Here is a 23349-nt window from a genome sequence, read left to right as displayed (position 1 = left end):
TTTCGCAGGAGCACGAAGGTGATGGGCTTAGAGAAAGCTATAAGGATCGACGTCCACCGCGACGCGCACGCCGCGCGGCCAATCGAGCTTGCCTAGCCATTCGCGGATGATGTCCTGCACGTCCAATGACCGCGCGGCATGGACGAGAAGGCGCTGGCGGTGGCGGCCCCGGAGCATGGCGAGCGGGGCGGGGGCGGGGCCGAAGACCGCCATATTTTCGACAATTGGCGCGGTCTTGCCGATGAGGCGGGCGGTTTCGGTGGCTTCAGCGAGGTCTTCGGATGAGACGATGATCCCGGCGAGGCGGCCGAAGGGGGGCATGGCGGCGCTGCGGCGAGCCTCGGTTTCGGCGGCGTAGAAGCCTTCGACATCGCCGCTGACCAGGGCGCTGATGACGGGGGCCAGGGGTTCGTGGGTTTGGACGAGGACTCGGCCCGGCTTTTCGCCACGTCCGGCGCGGCCCGATACCTGGCAAATCTGCTGGAAGCTCCGTTCGGCGGCGCGGAGGTCGCCCCCTTGCAGGCCGAGGTCCGCGTCGACCACGCCGACGAGGGTGAGGTTCGGGAAATGATAGCCCTTTGTGACGAGTTGCGTGCCGACGACGATGTCAATCTCGCCGCGTTCCATGCGGCCGACGAATTCGGCGGCCTTGGCGGGGGACCAGATGGTGTCGGACGTAACGATCGCGGTGCGCGCCTCGGGCCAGAGGGCGGCGACTTCGTCCGCGATGCGCTCGACGCCGGGGCCGCAGGCGACAAGGCTGTCTTCCTCACTGCATTCCGGGCAGGCGCGAGGTGGAGGCATGACATGGCCGCAATGGTGGCAGGCGAGGCGGTGCATCAGCCGGTGCTCGACCATCCATGCGGTGCAATTGGGGCATTGGAAGCGATGCCCGCAGGTGCGGCACAGGGTGAGCGGCGCATAGCCGCGACGGTTAAGGAAGAGCAGGGTCTGCTCGCCCCGCTCCAGGTTATCCTCGATCTCGCGGACGAGGCGGGGAGCGAGCCAGCGGCCGCGCACGGGCGGATCGGCGATGAGGTCGATCGCCTCTATGTCCGGCATTTGCGCGGCGCCATAGCGGCCTTCGAGCTTCACTTCGCGATAGACGCCGATCTCGGCCATCTGGCGCGTTTCAATGGCGGGGGTGGCGGAGGCGAGGACGACCGGAACGGCTTCGAGCTTGGCGCGCATCACCGCGACGTCGCGGGCGTGATATTGGACCCCGTCTTCCTGCTTGAAGCTCACCTCATGCGCTTCGTCGACGACGATGAGGCCGAGATTGGCGTAGGGCAGGAAGAGGGCGGAGCGGGCGCCGACCACGACCCTTGCCTGTCCGGCGGATATGGCCCGCCAGGCGCGGCGGCGCTGGGATTGGCGCAGGCCCGAATGCCAGGCGACGGGCTCGACGCCGAAGCGGGCGGAGAAGCGCTTCAGGAAGGGCTCGGTCAGCGCAATTTCGGGGAGGAGGACGAGGGTCTGGCGGTCGTTGCGAAGCGCCTGCGCGACGGCTTCGAAATAGACTTCGGTCTTGCCCGAGCCGGTGACGCCGTCGAGGAGGAAGGGGGCGAATTCTGCCTTCTGAACGGCGTCGATGAAGAGGGCTGCGGCGTCCTGCTGCTGCTGTTCCAGCTCGGGCGGAGCGTGGTCTGGATCGGGAAGGGGGAACGGGGCGTCGATATCGACTTCCACCGCCTCCACCGCGCCTGCCTTGACGAGGCCGCGGATGACGGCGTCGGAGACGTCGGCCGCGAGGGCGAGTTCCTTCACCAGCCCCTGACGCCCGGCGATCCGATCCAGTGCCTGCGCGCGTTGCGGCGTCAGGCGATCGGGGACGAGGCCTGTGGGGCGATATTCGGTGATCGTGCGGGCGCCCTCCAGCGCGCTCATCGAGGCGAGCGCCATGCGCAGAACCGAGGGGAGCGGCGCGAGATAGTAATTCGCCGTCCATTGGATCAGGCGTCGCAACGGCTCCGATAAAGGTGGAGCGTCATAGGCGTGGAGAAGGGGGCGGAGGCGATTGTCGCCCACTTCCTCGGTCGCGAGCCGGTCAGGCTCCCAGACGACGCCGACCAGCTGGCGCGGACCGAGCGGGGCGATGACGATCGAGCCCGGCTCGACGTTCATGCCATGGGGCACGCGATAGTCGAGCGGGCCGAGGGCGGAATTCAGGATGATGACACGGACCCGGCTCACGCCCTCCATCTAAGGTGGAGTTCGGACGTTGGGAAGCACGGCCCGGACCGAACGGGCCGTACACTCTTTGCCGTTCCTCAAGGTTCCAAGTCATCGGCCTGGGGCATTTCACCCTCGCTGCTGGCAAGGCGCGCGGTGATAGCCTGGGCTACCACCGGCTCAACGGCCCGTCTGATCTTTTCCAGCCGATCGCGCAGCAAATACGGGGTGAGGTCGAAAGGCTGATAAGTATCGGCCTGATTGTCGGCCATGAAAGCGAAATAGGGATCATCGGAGGTGCCCCCCGCCTGCGCGATGCCGCGATCGATATAGCGCGCCGCGAAGTCGAAAGCGGCGCAGCGATCCGCGGCTTGCCAGGACGGCGCCTGCTCTTCTGCCTTGTGGCAGCGCTGGCTGAATGCCCGGGGCGCCCGCCAGGCCCTTATGCGCCATAACTCGGTCGAAGTCATAGGCCGCGCGCTCAATATCGGTGAAGCTCAACGGCGTGGGGGGCGCCGGCGGCTGGAAAAGCGGCTCGGAAATATTGGCCAGATCCACCTGGGCATTGGTGTCCGCAGTCAGCCAATCCGATGGTGGCGCTTCGGCGGCGAGGGAGTCGGCCGTGTCGAGGACCAACTCGTTCCCCAATTCGGTCATGGCGACGTTGGCGAGGCTCGACTCATCATCGCGAAAGGCCGCGATGATGAGAAGGAGTGCTACGATCCCGCCCGGAACGAACAGGCGGTCCCACGACCAAGCCTTGCCGTTGTCAGAGGTCTCCCCTCCGCTGTGGGGTGTGGGTGGAGGTGGAGGTGGAGGTGGAGGTGGAGGTGGAGGTGGAGGTGGAGGTGGAGCTGATGATGCTCCTCCGCCTTTTAAGGCGTCGTAAGCGCGACGGCGCTCCGGGTCGCCGAGGATGTGATAAGCCGCATTGATCTCAGCCGCTCGGCGCGTCGCGTCCGCCGAGCGATTCGTGTCTGGATGATATTTGAGCATAAGCGCTTTGAAGGCAGCGCGGATGACGACGTCGTCCGATGACGGCGAGACGCCCAGAATGGCGTAATGATCGATCGCAGCCATGCGTCCCCCAAGCATTTTCCCGTGTCGTGCATCAAGTCTGCTGACAGTGCAATCGGGCCGGGGAGCGCATTGGGAAAGACAGGTGCCGGCGCGACCGGTTTATCGCGCAGCCGCGTGGGTATACGAGCCGCCGGCCAGCTGGATCCCGTCGCGATTATAGATGTCGTCGCGGAAGGCGATGCGGCCCTTGTCGGCGGCCGCTGTCAGGTAGGTGATGTAAACCGGAACGGGCTTGGGCAGGTCGAGGCGCTGTTCGGGCTTGCCGCGCGGTACGGCGACCGGCTTGCCATAGAGCCAGCGGGCGAGACGCGGCGCATCTTCAAGGCGCACGCAGCCCGCACTCGCCCGGCGGTCGCTATCGCCGAACAAATCCTTGTCGGGCGTGTCGTGCAGATAGACGCCGAGCTTGTTGGGAAACATGAACTTCATCCGGCCCATGGCATTGGCGGGGCCGGGTTTCTGCCGGACGCGAAGCTGCGTCGCGCCATTGGCCACCGCCCGCCAATCGATGCGCGTCGGATCGACTGGAACGGCATTGTCCGACCAGTCGGACAGAATTTCATAACCTCGGGATTGAAGGTAGGGCAGCCCGCTCGACAGCACATGCGGCGCGATGCGTTCGGCGACGAGATCGGGCGGCACGTTCCAATAGGGATTGACCGCGGTATAGCGGATGAAGCCCGCCATCATCGGCGTCTGCTGGCTTTCCTTGCCAACGACGACGCGCATCGAATCCTGTACCTTGCCATTGTCATAGAGATAGAGGCGCTGGGCTGCGGCATCGACAAGGACATAGCGGCCCTGGGCGGGCAGGGTACGCAGCCGATCGAGATTGAGGTTCAGGATTTGACGTTCGGCAGGGCCATAACGGCCCGGCGCGGCGATATATGCCGCCCGGAGAGCCCCATAAGACGGATGCATCCAGCCCATCGTATCGAGGAAGGTGCGGAGCGAAGGCGCGGCACCCAGTGCGTCGAGCGCCGCACGGCGGCTCAGCGCGTCGGGCGCCAATTCAGGGTCCACATAATGAATATCGAGCTTACCCGGCTTCGCGACATCGCGCGCATAATCCGCATAAGCGCGGGACAGGCGGAGCTCCACTTCGGCCAGCGCTTCAGCATCGCCGGTGCGGGCTTTCGCCAAAGCTGCGGCGAGTGCGCGCGGCTTGTAATCGTCGGGGTCGAGCCCATCGACTCCAGCATGTTGAAGGAGGGCGACGAGCCGGTCCGCCTCCGGGCGGACAACCGTTCCCGAAACCCAGACCGGACGATAATCCCGCGCCCGGTAGAATTCCCGTATCTCTTTCTTCCCGCCTTCCGCGCGGATTTCATCCTTAAGCTCTTGAAGCGTAGTGGGAACGCGCACGTCCGCCATCGCCGGACTCGCGAAGGCGAGCAAAGCGGGCATGACGGCCGAGAGGAGGAAAATATGCGCCGACCGTCGGGGGTGTCGGCCGGCGCATGAGGATAGAGATATTGTCATTTTTCGAAGTCGATACGCTCTTAGCCGCGTTCGCCGGAAGCCATCGGAGCCTGGGCGGGCGGCGGAGCCTGATAGACGGGCTGGGTGTTTGCCGGCGGACGGCCTTCATAATAAGTGCCGTTCTGGTAATAACCATCGGCGCGTCCGTCATTGTCGCGGTCGGCCCAGATGGCGCCGGCAATGCCGCCGACTGCGGCACCGATCACGGCGCCTTCGATCGGGCTGAGGCCGCCGACGACGGCGCCTACACCAGCACCGGCTGCGGCGCCAATAGCGGCACCGGTGCCTGCGGACTGCAGGGTTTCTTCATTCTGGGCGGTGTCGGTGGTGCTGCACGCACCAAGAGACAGAGCACCAGCCGAAAGGACTGCGATGAGGGCATTCTTCATGTTGCTTCTCCCGTTTATTGCGGACCAAAGGGGCGAAAGCCCAGCTAGGGGATGCCGGGCGGCCCGCATATTTGGCATGTCGAAAACGATAAGCCGTTGGAAACGTTCCGCCCCGGTAATGCCCGCTTTTCAAGGCGGTGGATGCGAAAACGGAGATTTCGCGCCGGGCTGTTCGGTTTCGTCGCTATAACGAAAATAGACTTGCGGGTTGGGGTGGACGATAAGACGGAAAGAGAGGCGGGCGCCCGCAGGCGCCCGCGCAAAGGGGCTTATTCGCGGCCGCGTCCCCGGCTGCCTTCGCCCTGCTGGCGTTCCTTATGACCGCCATGCTGTTGTTGCTGCTTATTGTCGCTTTGGCGGCTGCCGCCTTGCTGCTGCTGTTTGTTCGCACCTTGACTTTGGCGGTCGCTGCCTTGGTCTTTGTTGGCCATGTCACACATCCTAACACCGTTGTTTCGCCCGCCCGCAAGCGAGCGTCGGAAAAACCGGCCGCGAAGCGCGCCTGTTCCGGAACGTCATGGAAAAACAGGGTGGTAGGACGATCTTTCGGGCCGAAGTGCGATGCCGTCTTCAGGAGCGGCAATAAAGCGGCTAAAAGCGGCTTTTGCGGAGAAGCATGCAATGATCACGATGCTGGCGCTTGTTGCCGCCGCCTTCTTCCAGGATCGGGCCGAAGAAATGCGGGGCCGTGAAATATCCTGGACGGAAGCGGCGTCCTTGCCGACGCAGGTAAGGGGCGATTTCGACGGCGACGGCGCGGACGATGTCGCGCGGATCAACGTGGTGCCGCACAGTTACAGGCACGATATCGATATCGTTCTTGCGAAAGCGGCCAACCGGTCGGTGCATATCGTGGCGGCACATCAGCCCGACAAAGGCGCGCTCATTCATCGCGGCATCCGGTTGCTGCAACCTGGACGCTATGCCATCGCCTGTGCACGGGCGGATGGCCGCGACACGCCGGAATGCGTCAAGGGCATTGCGGATGTGGCGATGCCGGGCATCGAGGTCTTTGCGCCGGGCGGTACGCGGCATCTGATCTGGCGGGAAGGCGAGAATTTCGTCGCTGCCCGCGCTGTCGAACCTGACACGGATCAGATGGTCGGGGCACAAAAGGCCGATTGAAATGCCGCTCCGACCTGAAGAAGAGAACGTCATCTAACTTTGCCGAGATTATCAGATTCTCGACCGCCGATCCGCGCTATAGGGGCGCCCATCACTTCCACGATTCGGGGACGCCCCAGCCATGAAATTCTTCGTCGATACCGCGGACATTAACGACATCAAGGAACTGGCCGGCACCGGCCTGCTGGACGGCGTTACGACCAATCCTTCGCTGATCCACAAATCGGGTCGCGATTTCCTGGAGGTGGTTGCCGAGATCGCGAAGATCGTGCCCGGTCCGGTTTCGGCCGAAGTCGTCGCGCTCGACCACGCGGAAATGATGCGCGAGGCGGAAATCCTTCGCAAAATTGCCGACAACATCACGGTGAAGGTGCCGCTGACCGTCGATGGCCTCAAGACCTGCAAGGCGCTGACCGGCGAAGGCACGATGGTGAACGTCACCCTTTGCTTCTCGGCCAATCAGGCATTGCTTGCGGCGAAGGCCGGTGCGACGTTCATCTCGCCTTTCGTGGGCCGTCACGACGATGTCGGCTATCCGGGCATGGAGCTGATCGCCGACATCCGCGAGATTTACGACAATTACGATTTCGGCACGGAAATCCTGGTCGCAAGCGTGCGCAACCCCATTCACGTGCATGATGCGGCAAAGCTCGGCGCGGACGTGATGACCGCGCCTCCGTCAGTCATTCACCAGCTGTTCAAGCATCCGCTGACCGAGAATGGCCTGAAAGCCTTCCTTGCCGACTGGGAAAAGACCGGCCAGAAGATCGGCTGACGGCGTTCCGCCGGGCAGGGCCCGGCGGACACCTATTCAGTTGGAATAATCGCTGTCGAATTCCGGTCGCGCGTCCGGATCTAGGAACAGGGCGAGCGCGATGCTGCCGATAATCGCGGCCTCGCGGTAAGCGGGATCGCGCGGCAGATAGGCGCGCTTGTGCTGGCCAGCGGTGAGATCGACGCCGCCAATATCCTGGCCGTTGACCGACATCGTATAGCCGAGCGGCGCCGAAGACGGGTGCGTGGTCAGCGCGCCATCGTGGGAGGAGCGAATTTCGATCCGTTCGCCGCGATAGAAGAGATAGCCGGCCCTCTCGTCACGGTAGCTCGCCTGTTCTTCCAGTTCGAGGTGCGCGTCGATCTGGCGGCCGTTCCGTTCGAACTGGCAGCGATAGCGGAGCGGCTTCTGGCGATAGGAGAAATTGTTCGAGCCGTAGTCGCTGGCGCGGAACTGGCAATCGCCGCTGACCGCGCCGTCGACGCCGGGGCCACGGGCGACAAAATGCGCGCCGCCTTCCTTGTTGCGTTCGCCGCCCATGCGATAGCGGTCTTCGCCGCGCTCGAAGGGGCCGACAACGCCGGCAATCGCGAATTCGCCTCTATAAATACCGGGCGCGATGCCGGACAGAACGGCGTCTTCCAATGCGCCGGGCGGCGCGTTGGGCATTTCCATTTCATCAAGCGTGCAGCCGCCGAGCGTTACCGCAGCGCCCGCGAGCAAGAGCCAAGATGTTTTCATGTCCCTAATCCCCCAAATTCCCTTTTGACCGGGACAGTTAAGTCCACGCTCCCTGACGCGCGGCTGAACGGATCGGCCGATCAGCCTTTCTTCGCGACGCCGACGAGAGCCGGACGCAGCAGACGGTCCTTGATCATATAACCGGCCTGCATTTCCTGCACGATCATGCCGGGCTCCGCATCCGGGCTTTCGATTTCGATCATCGCCTGATGCTTGTTGGGATCGAGGGGCTGGCCCATCGCGTCGATGCGGGTGATGCCGTGGCGCTGGAAAACCGTGTCGAGTTCGCGGCCGGTGGCTTCGAGGCCGGTGACGAGGCCCTTCATCTTTTCATCCTCGCGCATTTCTGCGGGGATAGCGGCGAGGGCGCGGTCGAGATTGTCCTTCACAGAAAGGATGTCGCGGGCGAAGGCGGTCGCGGCATAAGCGCGGGCGTCCTGCGCGTCCTTTTCGAGGCGGCGGCGGACATTCTGGGTTTCGGCCTGCGCGTAGAGCGTCTGCTGCTTGGCCTCGGCAAGCTCCTCCTGAAGCCGCGCGATTGCGTCATGCTCCTTCAATTCAGGCGCGTCGGCGGCGGTTTCCGCGCGGATCTCTTCGGCTTCGTCGTGCAGATTTTGTTCGTTGGTCATGCCATCAATCTCGATAATGCCTGTGCAGTAAAATCAACCATTGGGACGACGCGCGCATAGTTCAAGCGGGTGGGGCCGATCACGCCCACTACGCCGACCACGCGACCATCGCCGCCGCGATAGGGCGCGGCGATAACGGATGAGCCCGATAACGCGAAGAGCTTGTTTTCGGACCCAATGAAAATCTTCATGCCTTGCCCCGCGCGTGCGCTGTCGAGGAGGCGCGCGATTTCCTCCTTGCCTTCCAGCTCGTCGAGGAGCTGGCGGACGCGTTCCAGATCGGCGGCCGCAGCCTGATCGATGAGGTTCGCCTGTCCGCGCACGATGAGGACGGGGCGGGCGGCGCCGTCTTCGGACCAGATGGCAAGGCCGCGCTGGATGAGCTGCTGCGCGGCCTGATCGAGCGCGGCCTGGCCTTGCGCGATTTCTTCAAGGAGGCGCGCTTGCGCTTCGCCGAGGGTGAGGCCGGTGAGGCGAGCGCTCACATAATTGCCGACTTCGTTGAGCTGCGAGGCGGTGACGCCGGGGGGGAGGTCGATGACCCTGTTTTCGACCGACCCGTCATTGCCGACCATGACGGCGAGGGCTTGTGTCGCGGAGAGCTGGACGAAACCGAGTTGCCGCAAAACCGGCTCGCGCTTTGGCACCAGCACGATTCCGGCGCAGGCGGAGAGTCCGGAGAGGGCAGCGGTGGCGGCGGCGAGGGCGTCTTCGATCGGGCCGCCGCCACGGGCTAGGCGGGCTTCGATCTGCGCTTGTTCCTCGGCGCTCGGCTGCGCGGCCTGCATCATGCCGTCGACGAAGAGGCGGAGGCCGGTTTCGGTGGGGATGCGACCTGCCGACGTGTGCGGCGCGGCAAGGAGGCCCTCTTCCTCCAGATCCTGCATGACGTTGCGGATCGAGGCGGGGGAGAGATTAAGCGTGGAAATGCGCGATATGGTGCGCGAGCCGACCGGCTGGCCGGTGTCGAGATAGCCCTCGACCACGAGCCGGAACACATCGCGGGCGCGGGCGGTGAGTTCGGAGACGGGCGGGGTGGTCATGGGGGGTATTTAGTAAAGATCGACCGGTTCGTCACCACCGTCACCCTGAACTTGTTTCAGGGTCCATCGTGAAACGCATCCCGCTGGCGGAGAAATGGATGCTGAAACAAGTTCAGCATGACGGTGTTGGGGGGTGGCGCAAGCGAAGGGGCGGCGGTAAGGCCCGTCCAAACCTAACGAAAGGAATTTCATGCGCCCTTCAGGACGCGCGCCCGATCAGATGCGGGCCATCTCCATAGAACCCAATTTCACCCGCCATGCCGAAGGCAGCGTGCTGGTGAGCTTTGGCGATACCAAGGTGCTGTGCACCGCCTCTATCGAAGAGAAGGTGCCGCCCTTCCTGCGCGGCAAGGGGCAGGGCTGGGTGACGGCCGAATATGGCATGCTGCCGCGCGCAACGCATACGCGGGGGAGCCGTGAGGCGGCGAAGGGCAAACAATCGGGGCGGACGCAGGAAATTCAGCGCCTCATTGGCCGGTCGCTGCGCGCGGCGGTGAACCTTCAAAAGCTCGGCGAGCGGCAGATCACGCTCGACTGCGACGTCATCCAGGCCGACGGCGGCACGCGGACGGCGGCGATTTCCGGCGCTTGGGTGGCGCTCCGCGTCGCGGTCGACAAGCTGATCGCGCAAGGGCTAATCGCGGAAGATCCGATCGAGCGGAAGGTCGCGGCGGTGTCCTGCGGCATCCATGGCGGAACCGCCGTGCTCGACCTCGATTATGATGAGGATTCCACCGCCGGCGCCGACGGCAATTTCGTGCTGACTGACGACGGCAACATCATCGAGGCGCAAGTGACGGCAGAAGGTGAATGCTATGACGAGGAAGGCCTGCTCCGGCTGCTCCGCCTTGCGCGGATTGGCTGCACGGAAATCTTCGCCGCGCAAGACAAGGCCAGCGGCCGGTGACGCGCCGTCTGGAGCCGGGCAGACTGGTGATCGCCAGCCATAACAAGGGCAAGATTCGCGAGATCGCCGCCTTGCTCGGTCCCTATGGGATCGAGCCGGTGTCGGCTGCGGACCTCGGCCTGCCGGAGCCGGACGAGACGGGAAACACCTTTGTCGACAATGCCGAACTGAAGGCGCGGGCGGCGGCGGACCTGTCGGGTCTGCCCGCGCTGGCCGACGATAGCGGCCTTTGCGTCGATGGATTGGACGGGGCGCCCGGCATCTATTCGGCGCGCTGGGCGGAGCTTCCCTGGTCGGAGCGCGCGGTCGATCCGGCGGACGATGCGGGCGACGTGAAGGTCGAGCGCGACTTTGGCTATGCGATGGAGCGGGTCCACAACGAACTGCTCGCCAAGGGGCCGGAGGCGGGGCGCAGCGCCCATTTCGTGTGCGCGCTGTCGGTCTGCTGGCCGGATGGACATATCGAAAGCTTCGAAGGCCGGGTGGACGGCGCGCTCGTCTGGCCGCCGCGCGGAGAGCGGGGCTTTGGCTATGATCCCATGTTCCAGCCGATCGGGCGGGACGAGACGTTCGGTGAGATGGACCAGAGCGAAAAGCACGCGATGAGCCATCGTGCGGATGCTTTTCGGAAGTTGGTGGAGGCTTTGATCGGATGACGAGCGTCACCCTGAACTTGGTTCAGGGTTCATCTGACCATGCATTCCGTCGGTGGAGAAATGGATGCTGAAACAAGTTCAGCATGACGGAGGGGGCTTGGAAGATGCGCTCGCCCTCTACATTCATTGGCCATTCTGCGTTTCGAAATGCCCTTATTGCGACTTCAACAGTCACGTCCGCGAGGCCGTGGACCAGGCGCAGTGGCGGGAGGCGCTGCTCGTCGACATGGCGCATGAGGCGGCTCTGCTTCCCGAACGCAGGCTGACGTCCATCTTCTTCGGCGGGGGTACGCCTTCGCTCATGCCGCCCGCGACCGTCGCCGCGCTTCTTGAGGCGGCGGAGCGGCATTGGGGCCTCGCGCCCGATATCGAGATCACACTGGAGGCTAATCCGTCGTCGGTCGAAGCGGCGCGCTTCGCTGACCTCGCGGCGGCGGGGGTGAACCGGGTGTCGCTCGGTTTGCAATCGCTCGATAATCAGGCGCTGCGCTTCCTCGGCCGCGCGCATGACGTGGAAGAAGGGCTTGGGGCGCTCGACACCGCGCAAAAGCATTTTTCGCGGGTCAGCTTCGATCTCATCTATGCGCTTCCGGAGCAGGATGAAGCCGCGTGGGAAGCGGAACTGGCGCGGGCTTTGTCCTTCGGGACCGGGCACATGTCCCTCTATCAACTCACCATCGAGCCGGGGACGCGCTTTGCCGCCTTGTTCGCCAAAGGAGAATTGGCGCCGAAGGATGCGGATGAGGCGGCTGGCTTTTACGAACTCACGCAGGCGATGACGGGCGCGGCGGGCCTTCCGGCTTACGAAACGTCCAACCATGCCCGTCCCGGCGAGGAGAGTAGGCACAACCTCACTTACTGGCGCTACGGCACCTATGCGGGCATCGGTCCGGGCGCACACGGGCGGCGCGGGGGGCTGGCGACGCAGCGGCACCGGAAGCCGGAAAACTGGCTGTCGGCATTGGCGCGTAATGGTCATGGGCTGCAGGAAGAGGCTCCGCTTGCGCCCACCGATCAGGCGATGGAAGCCCTACTTATGGGGCTTCGGCTTCGCGAGGGTGTGGATTTGGATCGCATCGCCGCGCTCGTTGGCAAAGGTGTGGCGGATATCGTCGATCTGGCCGCAGCCGGGCGGCTCGAGCGTGCGGAGCTGATCCGGCGCGACGGGGAACGGCTGGCGGTCACACCACGCGGCATGATCCTGCTCGACGCGATCCTTGCCGAGGTGGTTCGGGCTTAATTACCACCGCTAGCCCTGAGCTTGTCGAAGGGCGTGTGCAACGCACGATTCACACGGGCTTCGACGGGCTCAGCCCTAGCGGGGTCGGGGCAGTTCATTTCTTTGGGGAAGCGGGATTAGTCCCTTCCAAAGCCCTTGGGCGCGGCTGACACCACATTCGTCCCCGTCGCCGTCACTTCCTGCACGGCCAGCATCCGCTGCGCGGTGCCGTCGCTCTTGAAGCGGAAGGCGCCGTCGACGCCGGTGAAGCCTTCGTCGGACAGGATCGCGCGGGCGGGGAAGGGGCGGCCCAAGTCCCAATCGCCCGCGATCCGCACCGTCAGCAGCACCGCGTCATAGCCCAGGCTCGCGAGGCGGTAGGGCGTTTTGTGGTAGCGCGCGCGGTAGCGAGTGATGAGCTGGTTGAAGAGTGTGTCCGAAGGCGCCGCGAACCAGGCGCCGCGCAGGGTGGGTGTCTTGCCAAGCTCGCGATCGGTCGACCAGAGTTCGGTGCCGAGCAGGCGCGCGGCCTTGGACGGGCCGTTCTTGATGAGCGGCGCGGCGGCGACGGCGATGCGGCCGCCGTCGGCGATCAGCACCGCATCATATTGCCCCTTGCCGTTGAGGCGGGTGATGGCGGAGCGGAGCGAGGCCGGAGTGCGGTCGAAATTTTCCATGGCGACGAGGCGGCCGCCGGATGTCTTCACTGCATCGATCATCGCCTGGCCCGCGCGCTGGCCATAGACGCCGTCCGGAACGAGCGCGCCGAAGCGCTGGACGCCTGAGGATCGAGCATGAGCGACGATCCGGTCGATCGACTGGGTGGGCGTAAAGCCCATCACGAACACGCCGTCGCCCGCAATGCCGGTATCGTTTGAGAAGGAAATGACGGGAATTCGCGCGGCGCGGGCGATGGGCGCGACGGCGCGCACGTCTTCGGAAAGAAGCGGGCCGAGGATGAGGCCGTTGCCCGCCGCGAGCGCCTCATTGGCCGCCGCCGCCGCACCGGATTTCGCGGTGTCGTAAACGGTGATGCGGATACGCTCGCCGCCCGTGTCGAGAAGCGCGAGATTGGCGGCATTGGCGATGGAGGTTCCGACGCCCGCATTTTCGCCGGTGAGCGGCACGAGCACGGCGACTCGATTGCGCGTTTCTTCGGGCGGAAGATTGATGGCGGGTTCGTGGCCCGGCTGCGGCACGCCCGGCTGGCGCGGCGGGCCCTTGGGCACGACCTGACAAGCGGCAATGGCGAGCGTGATGAGTCCAGCGCCCGTAATCTTGAGGAACGAGCGACGTGCTTGCGGAATGCGGGACTGGTCTGCCATGACGAAACTCACCTTATGAACGCGAACCTTGCCCCCGGCCTTTATATCGTGGCGACTCCAATCGGCAATCTTTCCGATTTGAGCCCCCATGCTGCAGACGTGCTGACCCGCGCTGACGTCATCGCGGTGGAGGACAGCCGCGTCACCGCGAAGCTGCTCGCCCATATCGGCGTCCGTAAGTCCATGACCCCCTATCACGATCACAATGCCGACAGGGTGCGGCCGGACCTGATCGCGCGGATGGCGGGGGAGGCGGTGGCTTTGGTGTCGGACGCGGGAACGCCGCTTATCTCCGATCCCGGCTTCAAGCTGGTGCGCGACGCACGGGCGGCAGGGCGGGCCGTGTACACGGTGGCAGGGCCGTGTGCGGCGATCGCGGCGCTGACCCTGGCGGGGCTTCCGACCGATCGGTTTCTGTTCATGGGCTTCCTGCCATCCAAGGCTGGGGCGCGGGCTTCGGCCATTGCGGAAGTGGGGAGCGTTCGGGCGACGCTCATTTTCTACGAGAGCGGGCCAAGGCTTAATGCAGCGCTGGAGGCGATGGCGGCGGGGCTGGGTGATCGCGAAGCGGCGGTATCGCGCGAGATTTCGAAGAAGTTCGAGGAGACGGTGACGGGCACCCTTTCCGAACTCGCCATCCGCTATTCTGAGGCGCCGCCCAAGGGCGAGATCGTGATCGTGGTGGGCCCGCCCGGTGAACCGGAAGGGGCCAGCGCCGATGATCTCGATGCGGCACTGAAGGACGCGTTGGAGCGGCTGTCCGTCTCGCGCGCGGCGGCGGAGGTTTCGAAGGCCTTGGGGCTGCCGAAGCGGGACGTGTACGAGCGGGCGCTCCAGCTGAAATGAACCGGAAAGAGGCGGAGAAGCAGGGGCGACGGGCGGAAAGCCTTGCCGCTTTATGGCTGCACCTCAAGGGCTGGCGGATCGTCGCGCGACGGGTGCGGACGCCCGTGGGGGAAATCGACCTCATCGTGCGGCGCGGGCGGATGGTGGCGTTCGTCGAGGTCAAAGCGCGGGGAACGGCGGATGGCGTAGGGCTGGCGCTTGATCGGCACCGGCTGAAGAGGGTCGCAGCGGCGGCCGAGGCGGTCGCGCCCCGGTTTGTGAAACCTGGCGAGGATATGCGGATCGACGCGGTGTTCGTGGTTCCGGGGCGGTTGCCAAGGCATTTGGAGAATGTCTGGCACGGGTGACAAAGTGCGCCCGTCTTCGTAGACACCCACAAACGTTCGTCCCGAGCGAAGTCGAGGGGCGTGATAGCGGCATTGCGCCAGCGCCTCTCGACTTCGCTCGAGACGAACGGGATTGGTAAGGATAGCCTCATGACCCTTCGCGTTGCCGTGCAGATGGATCCGCTGGAAAGCATCAATATTGCGGGGGATTCGACCTTTGCGATTATGCTGGGCGCGCAGGCGCGGGGGCATAAGCTTTTCCATTATGAAGCGGGCGATCTCAGCTATCGCGAGGGGCGAGTGACGGCACCCGCGCGGCCGGTGACGGTGCAGCGCGTGGAGGGCGATCACTTTACGGCTGGGGAGCTGGTGACGCTCGATCTCGCCGAGGATGTCGACGTCGTATTGATGCGGCAGGATCCGCCTTTCGACCTTGCCTATATCACCGCGACGCACCTCCTCGAGCGTATCCAGCACAAGACCCTCGTGGTGAACGACCCGGCCTCGGTGCGAAATGCGCCGGAGAAATTATTCGTGCTCGATTATGCCCGGTTCATGCCGCCGACGCTCGTCACGCGGCGGCTGGAGGATGCGCGGGCCTTTCATGCCGAACATGGAGAGGTGGTCGTGAAGCCGCTTTACGGCAATGCCGGGTCGGCGGTGTTCCATGTCGGGCGGAACGACGCCAATCTTGCCGCGCTGACTGAGCTATTCGGGCAGGTGTGGCGCGAACCGTTCATGGTGCAGGCCTTCCTTCCCGACGTGTCGAAGGGCGACAAGCGCATCGTGCTGGTTGACGGCAAGCCGACGGGGGCGATCAACCGACTGCCGCGCGAAGGGGAAATCCGGTCAAACCTCGCCGCTGGTGGGCGAGCGGAAGCGACAGGCCTGACGCCGCGCGAGCAGGAAATCTGCGATGCGCTGGGGCCGGAACTGGCAAGACGCGGGCTGCTGTTCGTCGGTATCGACGTGATCGCGGGCTATCTGACCGAGATCAATGTCACCTCGCCCACGGGGATCGTGGCGATCGACCGCTTCAACGGGACGGATACGCCGAGCCTCATCTGGGATGCGATTGAGGCTAAGGTCCGCTAAGCAATACCCCGCCATTCCGGCGGACGCCGGAATCTCTTGACGAAAGGGCGCCTTTCCCGTCCTGAGACCCCGGCTTTCGCCGGGGTGACGGTGAACAGCGGATAAGGGAATTGAGTAAGTGACTGATTGGGTGATCCAGTTGATCGAACAGACCGGCTATCTGGGCGTCGGCTTTCTCATGTTTCTCGAAACCGTCTTCCCGCCCATTCCGTCCGAAGTGATCATGCCGATCGCGGGCGTCGCCGCGGTTAACGGGCCGATGACGCTTTGGGGCGTGATTGCGAGCGGCACGACCGGTGCCATGCTCGGCAATTTCTTCTGGTATCTCGTCGCGCGCGTGATCGGGGTGGACCGGTTCCGCCCCTTTATCGAAAAGCATGGCCGCTGGCTAACCCTCGATTGGTATGATGTGGTGAAGGCCGAGAAGCTCTTCGGCCGCTTCGGATCGGTGATCGTCGGGGTAGGGCGCCTTCTCCCCACGGTCCGCTCCGTCGTATCGATCCCGGCAGGCCTCCTCCACATGCGCCTCAAGAGCTTTCTGTTCTGGTCGAGCGTCGGCACGGCGGGGTGGAGCTCCGCCCTGGCCGTCGCTGGCTACGCTCTGGGACGGCAATTCGGTGCGATCGAGAGCATTATCGGGCCGCTCTCGACGGCGGTAATCGGCCTGATCGTTCTTGCCTATGTGTGGCGCCAGCTGACGTGGCGGAAGCGGCACCCGGCCGAGGACCAGCCTGCCGACTGATCAGGCGCGCGGGTGGGCGTTGCGGTAGACGTCCAGCAGATGGGCGGCATCGACGGCGGTGTAAATTTGCGTCGATGACAGGCTCGCATGGCCGAGCAATTCCTGAAGCGAGCGGAGGTCAGCGCCTCTGCCCAAAAGATGGGTGGCGAAGCTGTGGCGCAAAGCGTGCGGCGTGGTCCGATCGGACAGGCCGAGACGCATGCGGGCCGCGCGGACGGCGCGGCGGACGATCTCGCCATGCAGGGGCCCGCCGCGTGCGCCGCGAAAGAGAGGCTGATCCTTTGCCGCCGGATAGGAGCAGAGGGCGAGATAATCCTCGATCGCCGCGCGCACGGGCGGGAGGAGCGGCACGATGCGCGTCTTGTTGCGCTTTCCCGTGACGGTCAGTGTTTCGCTTAAGGGCAACACGGCGCCCGTCAGGCCCAACGCCTCCGCGACGCGCAGGCCCGAACCATAAAGCAGAAGGAGAACGGCAAGGTTGCGCGCGGCGATCCAGTCTTCGGAGCCTTCCTCCGCCGCTTCCTCCGCCAAGGCGACCGCTTCGTCAGGAGAAACGGGACGCGGAACGCTGCGCGGCCTTTTCGGGCCTTTGAGCCGGGGGAGTGCGACCGGCAGCCCCTGCTGTTCGGCGACATAGGAGAGAAAGCCCCGGATCGCCGACAATTCCCGCGCGGCCGAAGCATTGCCGAGCCCCGCCATACGGCGATGGCCAAGGAAGGCGCGAAGATCGGCGGGCTGGAGCGCGGTCAAAGCGGCGCCGTCCACCGCCTGGCCGAGGTGCGTGCCGAGGAATGCGATCAGCCGGTGGGCGGTCGCGACATAGGCACGCACGGTATGTTCCGAACGGCGGCGGTCCTGGGAGAGGTGGTCGTGCCAGCGCGCGGCGAGGGCGCTGGCGGGGTGATCCGTCAGGGCAGCAGCCATCGGCCCATCGTGCGGGTGAGAACGTGGCCGAGGAAGACGAGGAGTTCCGAACCATGCCGCGTCTCGAACGCCTGCTCGGCGCGCTGGCCGAGCGCGAGGAGGCCGCGCGGCAGCGGCGCTTCGCCATTGAGCGGAATGAGCGCTTCCGCGCGGACAAGATCGCAGGCCGGGCCGAAGAGCGGATGGCCGCGCTCGACGCCGCGCAGCAGGACACCGTCGAAGTCGGCGATGCTATGCTCGACGATGCGCGGATCGACAAATTGCAGGCCTGAGGCATCGGCGCGCATGCCCTTGTCGCCCACGAAAAGGGCGAGGGCCACTGCGTCGAGGCCGAGTATGTGCGGCCATTCCTGTGTCACGATATGGATGAGGTGATCGAAGCCCTCAGCCTCGATCGCGGCGAGGACGGCGGCGTGGATCGAAGAGACCGCGCCCGAATGGCCGCGCGCGAAGGCGATAAGATCCTGATTGGCCTCCTCCGCCGCCGCAACCCGCGCCTGAAGCGCCGCGACCGCCCGATCCTCGAAGTTGATCACCGTACCCATTTCGCCAGTGTAACCCTTTGATGGTTAACAAGCGATGGGGAAAAAGAGAAACAACGTCATTCCGGCGCAAGCCGGAATCTCGTGACGAGAGAGGCGCCTTTTCCGGCCTGAGACCCCGGCTTTCGCCGGGGTGACGGACGAGGCATTTAGTCGAACAATTCTTCCAGGAAGGATTTGCGACGCTTTTTGTAATGGCCGTGATGACCCTGGTGGCCGTGGCCATAACCATAAGGCTGTTGATAAACGGGCTGCGGCGGGGCCTGCGGAGGGACGGGAGCGGCGGGGGGCGCATCCTGCTGGCTGCGTTCCAGGATCTTGTCGAGCTCGCCCCGGTCGAGCCAGACGCCCCGGCACTGCGGGCAATAGTCGATCTCGACGCCCTGGCGCTCACTCATCACCAGCGGGATCTTGCAGACGGGGCAGGGCATTCCAACGGCGGCATTCGTCATGACGGGCTCCTTTGCAGGTCAAAACGGTCCGACATCACAGCCACCATGGCTGCCAGAGGGGCCCGGTCCGCATCGATAAAGTGGGCGGGAAATCGCGTTGTTTCAAGCGGGGAGCGAAGCCGATCGGACCAGCGGCTCCAGTTCGCCGAGAGTGGGCGCGTTGGCCAGCGGATAGCCTTGGCGCCGGAGGAAGGCGTGGCGGATGATTTCCGCCTGCTGTTCGAGGCCGTAGCGGGTGAGCGGCCAGCCCGGCTGCAGCGTGTAGCGATAACGGCAGAAGGGATGACGCATAAGGGGCAGATAGAAGCGCCCGCGCTGCTGCGTCTGCCAGACATGGGTCATTTCGTGGATGAAGAGACCCTGAGCGGGCAGCGGGGCGAGGCTGTAATCGTCCTGCCAGAGATCGCTGTGCGGGTGGATGTGGATATGGCCGCAGGGCGCCATCACCGTATTGCGGGGCTGGAAGGGAAACCATTTGCGGCGACGAATGGTGACGCAGGTATAGTCGATCGTGTCGCCGAATATGGTGCGGGCGAGGGCGATTTCGCCGAGGGTGAGGGGGCGGGACGTCATGTGCCTGCTCAAACTGCGGTGACTACAATCAGTTCAACCCACCCCGTTCGCCCTGAGTAGCCATTGAGCTTGTCGAAATGGCGTATCGAAGGGTTGGTGGAAACGCTTCGATATGAGCCTTCGACAAGCTCAGTCTCTACTCAGCGCGAACGGGGATTTAGGATTTAATGAACATTATGGCTGCCCGCATCGCCCGCGACGGTCTGCGCTTTAGCTTCGGCGCGCATTGCGGTGCCGTCTTCGAACTTGAGGTCGAGCGCCACCGTATCGCCAGCCTTCAGGGCGGGGTCGAGGCCGAAGAGCATGATGTGGGTGCCGCCCGACGCGAGCGTCACGGTTTCGCCGGCGGGGATGGCGAGACTTTCGAGCTTCCCCATGCGCATGACGCCGTCCTCCATCTTGCTTTCGTGGATTTCGGCGCGCTCGGCCTTGTCCGATGACACCGATGTCAGGACGCGCGCTTCGCCCTCATTGCGGAAGGTGAAGTAAGCGGCGCCCGGGCGGCCAGCGACGGCGGGGAGGCGGACGGTAGCATTGGAGATACCGGCGGGGGCCTCTGCGGCGGTTCCATGCTCGGTTCCAATCTCGTTTGCGGAAACATTGGCTTCCGGTGCGCCGTCGCACGCAGCGAGAGCTGTTAGGCTGGCAAAGGCGAGAAGGGCGCGGCGCATCGATATGTCTCCTGTGAAACGACCCGCGCCGCGCATAGCCGCCCGGGCCGTCTTGCAGCAACCAAAACCGCTCCTATATCGGCCCCGTTCACATGCTGCGTGCCTCGTTTCTGGGCGCGGCTGTAAATAATTGAGGGGCTCAAGAGGATAATATGGCAAAAGTAATCGGTATCGACCTCGGCACCACCAACAGCTGCGTTGCCGTGATGGAAGGCGGCAAGCCGAAGGTCATTGAAAATGCCGAGGGCGCGCGCACGACGCCGTCCATCGTCGCCTTCGCCAAGGATGGCGAACGGCTGATCGGTCAGCCGGCCAAGCGCCAGGCGGTGACCAATCCCGACAATACGATTTTCGCGGTGAAGCGCCTTATCGGCCGCCGCTTCGACGATCCGGTGACCAAGAAGGACACCGAACTGGTTCCCTATCACATCGTGAAGGGCTCGAACGGCGACGCTTGGGTTCAGGCGGGCGGGCAGGATTATTCCCCCAGCCAGATTTCGGCCTTCACGCTGCAGAAGATGAAGGAAACCGCCGAGGCCTATCTCGGCGAAACGGTGACGCAGGCCGTCATCACGGTTCCCGCTTACTTCAACGACGCGCAGCGCCAGGCGACCAAGGACGCCGGGCAGATTGCCGGCCTTGAAGTCCTCCGCATTATCAACGAGCCGACGGCCGCTGCGCTCGCTTACGGCCTCGATAAGGACAATAACAAGACGATCGCGGTCTACGATCTTGGCGGCGGTACGTTCGACGTGTCGATCCTGGAAATCGGCGACGGCGTGTTCGAAGTGAAGTCGACCAACGGCGACACGTTCCTTGGCGGTGAAGATTTCGACGCCAAGCTCGTCGAATATCTCGCTGAGGGCTTCAAGAAGGATGAGGGCATCGATCTTACCAAGGATCGGCTTGCGCTGCAGCGCCTGAAGGAAGCTGCGGAAAAGGCGAAGATCGAGCTGTCGTCCGCCGCGACGACGGAAGTGAACCTTCCCTTCATCACCGCCGACGCCAATGGGCCGAAGCACCTTGTGAAGTCGATCAGCCGCACCGACCTTGAAAAGCTGGTCGACGGCCTCATCCAGCGCACGATCGATCCGATGAAGAAGGCGCTCGCCGATGCGGGCCTGAAGGCCGACGGCATCGACGAAGTCGTGATGGTCGGCGGCATGACCCGCATGCCCAAGGTGCGGGAAGCCGTGAAGGCCTTCTTCGGCAAGGAACCGCATACGGGCGTCAATCCGGACGAAGTCGTTGCGATGGGCGCCGCGATCCAGGCGGGCGTGCTACAGGGCGACGTGAAGGACGTCCTGCTCCTCGACGTTACGCCGCTGTCGCTCGGTATCGAAACGCTTGGCGGCATCATGACCAAGATGATCGACCGCAACACGACGATCCCGACGAAGAAGTCGCAAACCTATTCGACGGCGGACGACAATCAGAATGCTGTGACGATCCGCGTCTTTCAGGGCGAGCGTGAAATGGCGGCGGACAACAAGATGCTCGGCCAGTTTGACCTGGTCGGCATTCCACCCGCACCGCGCGGCGTGCCGCAGATCGAGGTGACGTTCGACATCGACGCCAACGGCATCGTGAACGTCAGCGCCAAGGACAAGGGCACGGGCAAGGAGCAGCAAATCCGCATCCAGGCCTCGGGCGGTCTTAGTGACGACGACATCGAAAAGATGGTGAAGGACGCCGAGCAGTTCGCCGAGGACGACAAGAAGCGCCGTGCTGCGGCGGAAGCCAAGAATAATGCCGAGAGCCTCATCCACACGACCGAACAGCAGCTCAATGAGCATGGCGACAAGGTCGACGCTTCGCTGAAGTCCGAGATCGAGGCCGCTGTTGCGGAAGCCAAGACCGCAGTCGAGAGCGGCGATGCTGATGCGATGACCGAAAAGAGCCAGGCGCTGGCGCAGGTTGCGATGAAGCTCGGCCAGGCCATTTACGAGAAGGAGCAGGCGAATGCTGCTTCGCCGGAAACCGGTGCTGCCACAGGCAGCGAAGCGGGCGGTGAAGAGGTGGTCGACGCCGAATTCTCGGAAGTGGACGAAGACAACAAGGCGTAAAGCATGCGCACCGCTCGGTCTGAGCTTATCGGAGGACTGCCCTTTCTTTTGAATCAGAAGGTAGGCAGGTGTTCGAAAGGCTCAGCCCGAGCGGGTTCTTTTCTCAGGTCTTTTATGAAAACGATCGTCACTCCGGCGGAAGCCGGAATCTCAGTGGGAAGGGCTGCGGCCCTGCTCTACGAGACCCCGGCTTTCGCCGGGGTGACGGCGTGGGGGCGCCGTCATGCTTGATACCGATTATTACGAACTGCTCCAGGTCGAGCGCACGGCGGACGAGAAGACGATCAAGACCGCCTATCGCCGCATCGCGATGGAATGCCACCCGGATCGTAATCCGGGCTGCAAGATGTCCGAGGAGAAGTTCAAGGCGGTCAGCCAGGCCTATGATTGCCTGAAAGATCCGCAGAAGCGCGCGGCCTATGACCGCTTCGGCCATGCCGCCTTCCAGCAGGGCGGCGGCGCGGGCGGGGCGCAGGATTTCGGCTCCTTCTCCGATATCTTCGAGAATATCTTTGGCGAGTTCATGGGCGGATCGCAGGGGCGGCAGCGGTCCAGCGCGTTGCGCGGATCGGACCTGCGCTACGATCTCGAGATTAGCCTGGAAGACGCCTATCACGGCAAGCAGGTGACGCTGGATATCGACACCACCGCATCCTGCGACACGTGCGGCGGATCGGGCGCCAAGCCCGGCACGGCGGCGCGAACCTGCACCTATTGCGAAGGGCGCGGCCAGGTTCGCGCGCAGCAGGGCTTCTTCGTGGTCGAACGCGTCTGCCCGACCTGCCGGGGTTCGGGCCAAGTGATAGCCGATCCCTGCCAGCCCTGCCGCGGCGAAGGCCGCGTTGAAAAACGCAAGTCATTGGACGTGCGTATTCCGGCTGGTGTCGATGAAGGTACGCGCATCCGCCTGTCCGGCGAAGGCGAGGCCGGGTCGCGCGGCGGCCCGGCGGGTGACCTCTACATCTTCATCCATATTGCGCGGCACGCTTTGTTCCAGCGTGAGGGCACGACGCTCTATGCGCGTTGCCCGATCAGCTTCACGACCGCCGCGCTTGGCGGGTGCATCGAAGTGCCGGGGCTCGACCGTACCAAGCACGAGATCCGTATTCCAGCGGGCATACAGTTCGGAAAGCAGCTGAAGCAGCGCGGCGCCGGGATGCCTATCCTCAACGGACGCGGAACGGGCGACATGGTGATCGAGGTGGAGGTCGAAACCCCCACCAAGCTTTCGTCCCGGCAGAAGGAATTGCTGGAAGAATTCCGCAAGACCGAAACGGGCGAGGAATGTCCGGCTTCGACGGGGTTTTTCTCGAAGATCAAATCGATGTGGGACGATTTGAAGGAATAAATTCGCTTTCCTTCGACCCCGGGGGACGGGTGGACGCGATTGCGTAGTCCCCCAACATCATTCCGCTTTCTCCAACTCTCTCCCTAAGGGGGCGAGAGCGCCGCTTCTCCTCTTGCCTCATCACCGTCACCCCGGCGAAAGCCGGGGTCTCGTAACGAATAAGGCGCGATCTGGTCCTGAGACCCCGGCTTCCGCCGGGGTGACGGTGGGAGGGCGGTGAG

Annotated in this window: 26 protein-coding genes; 11 read left to right on the top strand and 15 right to left on the bottom strand. The window is 64.2% G+C overall.

Annotation, left to right across the window (positions count from 1 at the left end; all coding sequences use genetic code 11):
- Window positions 1-27 precede the first annotated feature (27 nt).
- The 6 genes from C7I56_RS06110 to C7I56_RS12285 all read right to left on the bottom strand — a co-directional run bounded on the left by C7I56_RS06110 (window position 28) and on the right by C7I56_RS12285 (window position 5554).
- Window positions 28-2202 carry a primosomal protein N' gene (locus tag C7I56_RS06110; protein WP_106639702.1) on the bottom strand — a complete coding sequence of 725 codons (2175 nt, stop codon included), beginning with the start codon at window positions 2200-2202 and terminating at the stop codon, window positions 28-30.
- Between the two features lie 68 nt (window positions 2203-2270).
- Window positions 2271-2444 (bottom strand): hypothetical protein, encoded by a 174-nt coding sequence (locus C7I56_RS12290; RefSeq protein ID WP_158703019.1) that lies wholly within the window; start codon window positions 2442-2444, stop codon window positions 2271-2273.
- Between the two features lie 16 nt (window positions 2445-2460).
- The gene (locus C7I56_RS06105; RefSeq protein ID WP_158703018.1) at window positions 2461-3252 is read right to left on the bottom strand and encodes a J domain-containing protein; all 792 of its coding nucleotides are present in this window, start codon (window positions 3250-3252) and stop codon (window positions 2461-2463) included.
- 99 nt (window positions 3253-3351) lie between these two features.
- A complete protein-coding gene (locus tag C7I56_RS06100; RefSeq protein WP_245409609.1) occupies window positions 3352-4659 on the bottom strand; it encodes a L,D-transpeptidase scaffold domain-containing protein in 1308 nt (435 codons plus the stop codon).
- 95 nt (window positions 4660-4754) lie between these two features.
- The gene (locus C7I56_RS06095) at window positions 4755-5123 is read right to left on the bottom strand and encodes a YMGG-like glycine zipper-containing protein (protein WP_158703017.1); all 369 of its coding nucleotides are present in this window, start codon (window positions 5121-5123) and stop codon (window positions 4755-4757) included.
- 269 nt (window positions 5124-5392) lie between these two features.
- A complete protein-coding gene (locus tag C7I56_RS12285) occupies window positions 5393-5554 on the bottom strand; it encodes a hypothetical protein (protein ID WP_158703016.1) in 162 nt (53 codons plus the stop codon).
- A gap of 190 nt (window positions 5555-5744) precedes the next feature.
- On the opposite strand from C7I56_RS12285, the gene C7I56_RS06090 reads away from it, so the two are divergent.
- Window positions 5745-6248, top strand: coding sequence for a hypothetical protein (locus C7I56_RS06090; RefSeq protein ID WP_106639699.1), 504 nt, complete (start codon window positions 5745-5747; stop codon window positions 6246-6248).
- 121 nt (window positions 6249-6369) lie between these two features.
- Window positions 6370-7023: a fructose-6-phosphate aldolase gene (gene fsa / locus C7I56_RS06085; protein WP_106639698.1), complete on the top strand. Its 654-nt coding sequence runs from the start codon at window positions 6370-6372 to the stop codon at window positions 7021-7023.
- 36 nt (window positions 7024-7059) lie between these two features.
- Here fsa and C7I56_RS06080 read toward each other — a convergent pair whose 3' ends face one another.
- The 3 genes from C7I56_RS06080 to hrcA form a co-directional block, all read right to left on the bottom strand.
- Window positions 7060-7764, bottom strand: coding sequence for a hypothetical protein (locus C7I56_RS06080; protein ID WP_106639697.1), 705 nt, complete (start codon window positions 7762-7764; stop codon window positions 7060-7062).
- An 80-nt stretch (window positions 7765-7844) separates the two neighbouring features.
- Window positions 7845-8393 carry a nucleotide exchange factor GrpE gene (grpE, locus tag C7I56_RS06075; RefSeq protein WP_106639696.1) on the bottom strand — a complete coding sequence of 183 codons (549 nt, stop codon included), beginning with the start codon at window positions 8391-8393 and terminating at the stop codon, window positions 7845-7847.
- A complete protein-coding gene (gene hrcA / locus C7I56_RS06070) occupies window positions 8390-9436 on the bottom strand; it encodes a heat-inducible transcriptional repressor HrcA (protein ID WP_106639695.1) in 1047 nt (348 codons plus the stop codon). Before hrcA ends, grpE begins: the two co-directional genes overlap by 4 nt.
- A 190-nt stretch (window positions 9437-9626) precedes the next feature.
- Between hrcA and rph the strand changes: the two genes are divergently transcribed.
- The 3 genes from rph to hemW all read left to right on the top strand — a co-directional run bounded on the left by rph (window position 9627) and on the right by hemW (window position 12239).
- Window positions 9627-10343 (top strand): ribonuclease PH, encoded by a 717-nt coding sequence (rph, locus tag C7I56_RS06065; RefSeq protein WP_106639694.1) that lies wholly within the window; start codon window positions 9627-9629, stop codon window positions 10341-10343.
- Window positions 10340-10999: an RdgB/HAM1 family non-canonical purine NTP pyrophosphatase gene (gene rdgB, locus C7I56_RS06060; protein WP_106639693.1), complete on the top strand. Its 660-nt coding sequence runs from the start codon at window positions 10340-10342 to the stop codon at window positions 10997-10999. Before rph ends, rdgB begins: the two co-directional genes overlap by 4 nt.
- 64 nt (window positions 11000-11063) lie before the next feature.
- Window positions 11064-12239, top strand: coding sequence for a radical SAM family heme chaperone HemW (hemW, locus tag C7I56_RS06055; protein ID WP_106639692.1), 1176 nt, complete (start codon window positions 11064-11066; stop codon window positions 12237-12239).
- A 116-nt stretch (window positions 12240-12355) separates the two neighbouring features.
- Here the strand turns inward: hemW and C7I56_RS06050 are convergent, their stop codons facing one another.
- Entirely contained in the window at window positions 12356-13543 is a 1188-nt protein-coding gene (locus tag C7I56_RS06050; protein WP_106639691.1) for a penicillin-binding protein activator, read from the bottom strand.
- A 15-nt stretch (window positions 13544-13558) separates the two neighbouring features.
- On the opposite strand from C7I56_RS06050, the gene rsmI reads away from it, so the two are divergent.
- The 4 genes from rsmI to C7I56_RS06030 all read left to right on the top strand — a co-directional run bounded on the left by rsmI (window position 13559) and on the right by C7I56_RS06030 (window position 16552).
- Window positions 13559-14389: a 16S rRNA (cytidine(1402)-2'-O)-methyltransferase gene (rsmI, locus tag C7I56_RS06045; RefSeq protein WP_106639690.1), complete on the top strand. Its 831-nt coding sequence runs from the start codon at window positions 13559-13561 to the stop codon at window positions 14387-14389.
- A complete protein-coding gene (locus C7I56_RS06040; protein ID WP_106639689.1) occupies window positions 14386-14736 on the top strand; it encodes a YraN family protein in 351 nt (116 codons plus the stop codon). Before rsmI ends, C7I56_RS06040 begins: the two co-directional genes overlap by 4 nt.
- A 129-nt stretch (window positions 14737-14865) precedes the next feature.
- Window positions 14866-15810 (top strand): glutathione synthase, encoded by a 945-nt coding sequence (gshB, locus tag C7I56_RS06035; protein ID WP_106640161.1) that lies wholly within the window; start codon window positions 14866-14868, stop codon window positions 15808-15810.
- 118 nt (window positions 15811-15928) lie between these two features.
- Window positions 15929-16552, top strand: a complete 624-nt coding sequence (locus C7I56_RS06030) for a DedA family protein (RefSeq protein ID WP_106639688.1) — start codon at window positions 15929-15931, stop codon at window positions 16550-16552.
- Here C7I56_RS06030 and C7I56_RS06025 read toward each other — a convergent pair whose 3' ends face one another.
- The 5 genes from C7I56_RS06025 to C7I56_RS06005 form a co-directional block, all read right to left on the bottom strand.
- Window positions 16553-17476 carry a tyrosine recombinase XerC gene (locus C7I56_RS06025; protein ID WP_106639687.1) on the bottom strand — a complete coding sequence of 308 codons (924 nt, stop codon included), beginning with the start codon at window positions 17474-17476 and terminating at the stop codon, window positions 16553-16555.
- Window positions 17461-18021 (bottom strand): DUF484 family protein, encoded by a 561-nt coding sequence (locus tag C7I56_RS06020; RefSeq protein ID WP_106639686.1) that lies wholly within the window; start codon window positions 18019-18021, stop codon window positions 17461-17463. Before C7I56_RS06020 ends, C7I56_RS06025 begins: the two co-directional genes overlap by 16 nt.
- A gap of 146 nt (window positions 18022-18167) precedes the next feature.
- Complete coding sequence (locus C7I56_RS06015) at window positions 18168-18470, bottom strand: TFIIB-type zinc ribbon-containing protein (protein ID WP_106639685.1); 303 nt, start codon at window positions 18468-18470, stop codon at window positions 18168-18170.
- A 102-nt stretch (window positions 18471-18572) separates the two neighbouring features.
- Complete coding sequence (locus C7I56_RS06010) at window positions 18573-19043, bottom strand: vgr related protein (RefSeq protein ID WP_106639684.1); 471 nt, start codon at window positions 19041-19043, stop codon at window positions 18573-18575.
- Window positions 19044-19207: 164 nt separating this feature from the next.
- Entirely contained in the window at window positions 19208-19714 is a 507-nt protein-coding gene (locus tag C7I56_RS06005) for a copper chaperone PCu(A)C (RefSeq protein ID WP_158703015.1), read from the bottom strand.
- A 152-nt stretch (window positions 19715-19866) separates the two neighbouring features.
- On the opposite strand from C7I56_RS06005, the gene dnaK reads away from it, so the two are divergent.
- Window positions 19867-21780, top strand: coding sequence for a molecular chaperone DnaK (gene dnaK / locus C7I56_RS06000; protein WP_106639682.1), 1914 nt, complete (start codon window positions 19867-19869; stop codon window positions 21778-21780).
- Between the two features lie 223 nt (window positions 21781-22003).
- Complete coding sequence (gene dnaJ / locus C7I56_RS05995) at window positions 22004-23128, top strand: molecular chaperone DnaJ (protein ID WP_106639681.1); 1125 nt, start codon at window positions 22004-22006, stop codon at window positions 23126-23128.
- Window positions 23129-23349 lie beyond the last annotated feature (221 nt).

Origin of the sequence: Allosphingosinicella vermicomposti, from assembly GCF_003012815.1 — a bacterium.
GTDB classification, from domain to species: domain Bacteria; phylum Pseudomonadota; class Alphaproteobacteria; order Sphingomonadales; family Sphingomonadaceae; genus Allosphingosinicella; species Allosphingosinicella vermicomposti.
The sequence above is the reverse complement of the archived record's forward strand: the minus strand, read 5'-3'. Positions and strand labels throughout refer to the sequence as shown.